Raw genomic sequence first — 5,561 nt, forward strand, 5'->3', positions numbered from 1 at the left:
ACCTACCTGCCACCGCGGCGGTGCGGCGCGCGCCGACGAGGGCGATCGCGTCCCACTCGCGGAGGCCGAGCGCGGCCAGGGCTTCCGGATGCAGCCGGACCACGCCGCGCCGGGTGTCGGCGGCCGAGGTGTTCAGTCGGACTGTGAGCGCAAGTTCCGGGGAGGTCACGCCGTCGAGCCTACGTGCGGGAGCGAACTATCGGGCCCGGGGACGGCGCAGTCCGAGCCGTGCGGCGGATCGCCTGCCACGGGCGTCGGGCTGACGCCGGATGGCCCGCCGCTCGGACGGCTTGATGTCCCACGTCTCGGGTCGCGCGGCTACCCACCGCTTGGAGTGGACCGCGAACGGAATGTGCCCGAGGTACACCGCGACGAGCGCGATCAGCAGGATGTACGGGTAGGTGACCAGAGCCGCCGCCGCGAGCGCCACGAGGACGAGCAGACCGGCCGCCATGTGCGGGGGCACCGACACCGTCTTCAGCGCGAGCGTGGGGATCCGGCTGACGATCAGCGCCGCGGAGATCACGGTCCACGCCACGACGACGGGATACGACGACCACCAGCCGTCGCCCCACTGCGCCGCGGCAGCCAGCGGGGTCAGCGCGACCAGGGCACCCGCGGGCGCCGGGACACCCGTGAAGTACTCGTTGGCGTAACCCGGCATGTCGTCCTCGTCGAGGAGCGTGTTGAACCGGGCCAGCCGCAGCACGATGCTCACCGCGTAGATCAGGGCGATGATCCAGCCGAAACTCTGGCCGTCCAGCAGCGTGACGTAGAGGACCAGGGCCGGGGCGACGCCGAACGAGATGGAATCGGCGAGCGAATCCAGTTCGGCACCCATCTTGCTGGTGGCGTCGAGCATGCGCGCGATCCGACCGTCGAGCGAGTCGAGGACCGCGGCCGCACCGATCATGGCCAACGCCGTTCCGAGGTCGCCGTCGAGCGCGAACTTGACGGCGGACAGCCCCGCACACAGCGCGAGGATCGTGACCACGCTCGGCAGGAGCCGGACCGCCTGCTGGGGTCGACCCCTCCGCTGCTGCTTCGCGTTGGCGATCACGGCAGTTGAGCGATGACGGTCTCGGCACCGATCGTCCGCTGTCCTCGCTCGGCGAGCAACGTGGTGCCCGCCGGGAAGTACGTGTCGACGCGGGAGCCGAACCGGATCAGGCCGTACGTGTCTCCGATCGGGAGGGTGTCGCCGACCTTGGCGTCGCAGACGATCCGGCGAGCGAGCAGACCGGCGATCTGCACGACGGCGACGTCGTGGCCCTCCGGGGTGTGCAGCAGCATGCTGTTGCGTTCGTTGACCTCGCTGGCGTCGGCGAGATCGGCGGAGAGGAACTGACCCGGCCGGTGGACGACCTTCGTGACCTCACCGCCGACAGGACTGCGCTGGACGTGCACGTCGAGCACGGACAGGAAGATGCTGACCCGGGGGAGCGGCTCGGTGCCCATGTCGAGTTCGGACGGCGGGACCGCGGAGTCGACGAGCGCGACCTCGCCGTCGGCGGGTGCGACCACGACGCCGACACGGTTCGGCGGAACACGGTGCGGATGCCGGAAGAACGCGGCGCACGCTGCGGCCGAGGTCAGCGCTCCACGCCGGACCCACTTGCGCTTGCGGCCGAGGACGGCCACACCGAGTGGCGCGAGGACGAAGGGCAGCCCGGCCGGGTGCAGGGGCGGAACTGCTCCGCGGACGAGGTCGACGATGTGCCCGACGCTCGTGGATTGCGGGGTTCCGGGGGGTGTGGGCTTGCGTGCCACGGGCTCCTCTAACTGTGTCGGACGGACGTGCTGCCTGCGCGCCATCGCGCCGCACCCACAGATTACGTGAGCACTACCGGCTGCAACGGCATCAGGAGAGAGTACGCACTCGCGGGGTCCGATGTGTGAACGGATCGTGGCCGGATGGCGAGCGGGGTGATGGGTCCACCCACCTGGAACGTCAACTGCTCACCCGGCAGCGCGTCGACGGCTTCGAGGAGAAAACCGGTGTTCACCTGCACCTGGAAGCGCACGGGCTGCTCCGTCCCCTGCCTGCTGACGACGATCTCGCCCGACTCGAGAACGCCGAGATCCACTCGGTCGCCGGCGTCGGCGAGGAGTGCACGCAGGTCCGCCGAGGAGAAGGTGTGTTCGATTCCGCGGTCGAGGGGCGACAGACTGCGATGGTCGGGAAACGCACCGTCGACGAGGCGGGTGCCGAGCTGTTCGGCGCCGCAGCGGAGGGTGATGCTGTCGGCGCCGACGACGACGGTCACCGTGTCGTGGCGACCCAGCAGCCCGGCCGCGTCGTCCAGGAACGTGCACGGGACGACGGCGGAGATCGGTGCGTCCGGCGGTTCGAGGAGGGTCACCGTTCCCACCGCCAGCCGGTAGCGGTCGGTGGTGACGAGCCGCAGCACGTCGTGGTCCGTTTCCAGGAGGCAGCCGCGCAACACCGGGAACGCCGAGTCCGGGTCGGCGGCGAACCGCACCGAGCCGAACGCGGTGAGGAGGTCGGTGGTGCGGAGGACGACAGTGCACTCCCGCGCCGCTCGCGCGTCGAGCAGGCGGTGAATCCTTGCCAGTTCGCGCCGGGCGTCGTCGAGCCCCTTCTCGAGCCGGCCGAGATGTCGGTCGAGGAGCCCGTGGGCATCCGTCCCGCTCAGTACGGCCGCCATGTCCTTCACCGGCACACCCACCCGGCGCATCGCGGCGACGAGGACCGCTGCGCCCACGTGCCGGTCGGCATACCAGCGGTAACCCGTGCGCGGGTCGACCACGTGCGGGGTGAGCACACCCGCCTTGTCGTAGAACCGCAGCGCGCTGACCGACAGACCGGACGCCCGGGCGAGTTCACCGATGCTGAGCACGGTGCTCACTCTGCCCTTGCGGTCCGACAGCCTCGGCGTCGAGTTCTGCGCGGAGCCGCTCGACGGCCCCGCGGATCATCCGGCCATATCCGTTGTCGGTGAGGTGTTCGCAGCTCTGCGTGGCCCGATCGAGATGGTGGCGTGCCTCGGACGACTGGCCGAGCGCGTGATGAGCGGCCGCGACGTTGAGGTGCAGCGACGGGTAGAACCCCGCGACCCGGAGCGAGGGGTGGTGCTGCCGGGCTCGGTCGTCGGTCAGCGAGTCGGCGGCGGCGAGGGCCCGCAGATCCCAGCGCAGTTCCTCGGCGGGGTCGGTCTGGACGTCCGCCATGTAGTGGGCCAGCGTGACGACGTGCAGCGGGTCCGGTGTGTCGTCGCCGGGACCGGCGAGGGCGTCCCACACCTCCTCGAAGATGCGTCGGGCGCCCTCCCGGTCACCCGCTACTGCCAGTTCCTGTCCCTGCGCGATCCTCGCCATGACGGCGTCCGGTGTGTCCATGCGGACCACGCTGGGGCCTCGACCAGGTCGAGGGTCAACCGGACTACGTGCGTTCGGCGGCCGACTTGATGCGGGCGAGAGTGGTGTTCATGCCGTTCACGAGGTCGACCTCGAAGTCCTCGTTGCCGCCGAGAACGGTCTTGACCAGGAACTGTGACACCTTCGACGTCCCGGTCGGGGCTTCACGGCGCTCGGTGACCTTGGTTCCGCCTGCCGTCGGCTCGAGTTCGTACGACCAGATGGTGCGGTTCTCGAGGATCCGGAACGCGATGGTCTTGTTCGGCTGGAACTTCACGACCTTCGACGTGGTCGGCCACACGAGGAAGCCCTTGCGGTTGATGTTGACGGTTTTGGTGCCCTCTTCGACGACGCCGCCGAGGACGCGCATCGTGCGGCACTGGGGGCTCCATTCGCCCATCCGCTTCAGATCCGACACGACGGCCCACACGTCTTGCGGGGTCGCGTCGATGTCGATGCTTGCTTCGAGGGTGTTTGCCATCGGCTGTCTCCAGTCAGGGAAGGTGGTACGTAAGGTAACAATTACTTTGACCTCATGGTAGGCGCTCGTGCCGGAGAGGTGTGCGGTAGGTCACTGAATTCTCGTCCCGACCGCAGTTTTCCAGCACTTCCGCGCGCCTCATCGAAACCGTGTAACCAACGGGGCACGATGGGCGATGAGTCAAGAGCGCGACGAAATGTCGCCGGTGCAATGGCGCAAATGGAAAGTTGTCGAGTCGGTGTTCGGAAGTGATCGGTAGTGAATGTTCATTCGATCCTGCGGTGGGACCGCAGCCCTCTCCCTCTACTCGAATCAGCCCGATTGCAAGGACGTCCGTCCTCGTGGCCGAGTGAAAAACTCGAACGTCTGATGACGCCACGCGAAATCGAGGAAGCTCTCCGCGGCCGGTTGTAGACGCCGTCGTCGCTCCCGCAATCCCGTCACTCTCCGCCCGGCCCCGGGGGAGACTGGGGTTTGTGGGAGCCGAAGAGTCTGTCGTGGTCGGAACCGGAGCGGTCTCCGCCGAAGAAGTGATCCGGGTGGCGCGTCTCGGCGCGCCGGTGCGGATCTCGCGGGACGCGATGTCGGCCATGGCGGAAACCCGGAAGCGCATCGAGGCGCTGGCCGAGGACCCGAAGCCCGTGTACGGGATCTCGACGGGTTTCGGGGCCCTCGCCACCCGGCACATCCCCTCTGCGCTCCGGACGCAGCTGCAGCGCAGTCTGGTGCGCTCGCATGCCGCCGGAAACGGTCCCGAGGTGGAACGCGAGGTCGTGCGTGCTCTGATGCTGCTGCGGCTGTCGACCCTGGCCACCGGCAGGACCGGCGCGCGGCCGGAAGTCGCGCAGGTTTACGCGTCCCTCCTGTCGGCGGGGATCACTCCGGTGGTCCACGAATACGGCAGCCTCGGATGCTCCGGCGATCTGGCGCCGCTGGCGCACGTCGCGCTCGCGGTGATCGGTGAGGGCACGGTGCGGGATGCGGACGGCGAACTCGTGCCCGCGGCGACGGCACTGTCCGCCGCCGGTATCGCACCGGTGATCCTCGAGGAGAAGGAGGGGCTGGCCCTCATCAACGGCACCGACGGCATGCTCGGCATGCTGGTGCTGGCGTGCGAGGACCTGCACGGGCTGCTGCGCCTGGCCGACGTCACCGCGGCGATGAGCGTGGAGGCGCTGCTGGGCACCGACCGGGTGTTCGCCCCGGACCTGCAGGCGCTGCGGCCGCACCCCGGTCAGGCCCGCGCTGCTGCGAACATGGTTCGGTTGCTCGCCGGCTCGGAGATCGTGCAGAGCCACGCCAATCCCAGCTGCACCGTGGTGCAGGACGCCTATTCGTTGCGGTGCGCCCCGCAGGTCGCCGGGGCGGCGCGGGACACGCTCGCGCACGCCGAGCGGGTGGCGTCCTGGGAACTGGCGAGCGCAATCGACAATCCGGTGGTCACGTTGGACGGGCGGGTGGAGTCGAACGGCAATTTCCACGGGGCGCCGGTCGGGTACGTGCTGGACTTCCTGGCGATCGTCGTCGCGGATGTGGCGAGCATGAGCGAGCGCCGCACCGACCGCTTCCTCGACGTGGCCCGCAATCACGGGCTGCCCCCGTTTTTGGCCGACGATCCCGGGGTGGACAGCGGCCACATGATCGCCCAGTACACCCAGGCGGCGATCGTCTCGGAGCTGAAGCGGCTGGCGGCGCCGGCGAG

General features: G+C 69.2%; 6 protein-coding genes. 1 reads left to right on the forward strand and 5 read right to left on the reverse strand.

Annotated elements, in window-relative coordinates; genetic code table 11:
• Positions 1-196: 196 nt before the first annotated feature.
• The 5 genes from pssA to AC1D1G_RS40835 form a co-directional block, all read right to left on the reverse strand.
• Complete coding sequence (gene pssA / locus AC1D1G_RS40815; RefSeq protein WP_005251763.1) at positions 197-1,060, reverse strand: CDP-diacylglycerol--serine O-phosphatidyltransferase; 864 nt, start codon at positions 1,058-1,060, stop codon at positions 197-199.
• Entirely contained in the window at positions 1,057-1,770 is a 714-nt protein-coding gene (locus AC1D1G_RS40820; RefSeq protein WP_005251765.1) for a phosphatidylserine decarboxylase, read from the reverse strand. The genes pssA and AC1D1G_RS40820 overlap by 4 nt, the downstream gene beginning before the upstream one ends.
• A 62-nt stretch (positions 1,771-1,832) precedes the next feature.
• Complete coding sequence (locus AC1D1G_RS40825) at positions 1,833-2,870, reverse strand: DNA polymerase III subunit beta family protein (RefSeq protein ID WP_477956455.1); 1,038 nt, start codon at positions 2,868-2,870, stop codon at positions 1,833-1,835.
• Positions 2,845-3,369 (reverse strand): hypothetical protein, encoded by a 525-nt coding sequence (locus AC1D1G_RS40830; RefSeq protein WP_477956456.1) that lies wholly within the window; start codon positions 3,367-3,369, stop codon positions 2,845-2,847. The genes AC1D1G_RS40825 and AC1D1G_RS40830 overlap by 26 nt, the downstream gene beginning before the upstream one ends.
• Positions 3,370-3,403: 34 nt before the next feature.
• Positions 3,404-3,859, reverse strand: a complete 456-nt coding sequence (locus tag AC1D1G_RS40835; protein ID WP_105421270.1) for an SRPBCC family protein — start codon at positions 3,857-3,859, stop codon at positions 3,404-3,406.
• Between the two features lie 476 nt (positions 3,860-4,335).
• Here AC1D1G_RS40835 and AC1D1G_RS40840 point away from each other — a divergent pair.
• A partial coding sequence (locus tag AC1D1G_RS40840; RefSeq protein WP_477956457.1) for a histidine ammonia-lyase occupies positions 4,336-5,561 on the forward strand: 1,226 nt, incomplete at its 3' end.

Source organism: Rhodococcus sp. P3_B8, assembly GCF_056402775.1.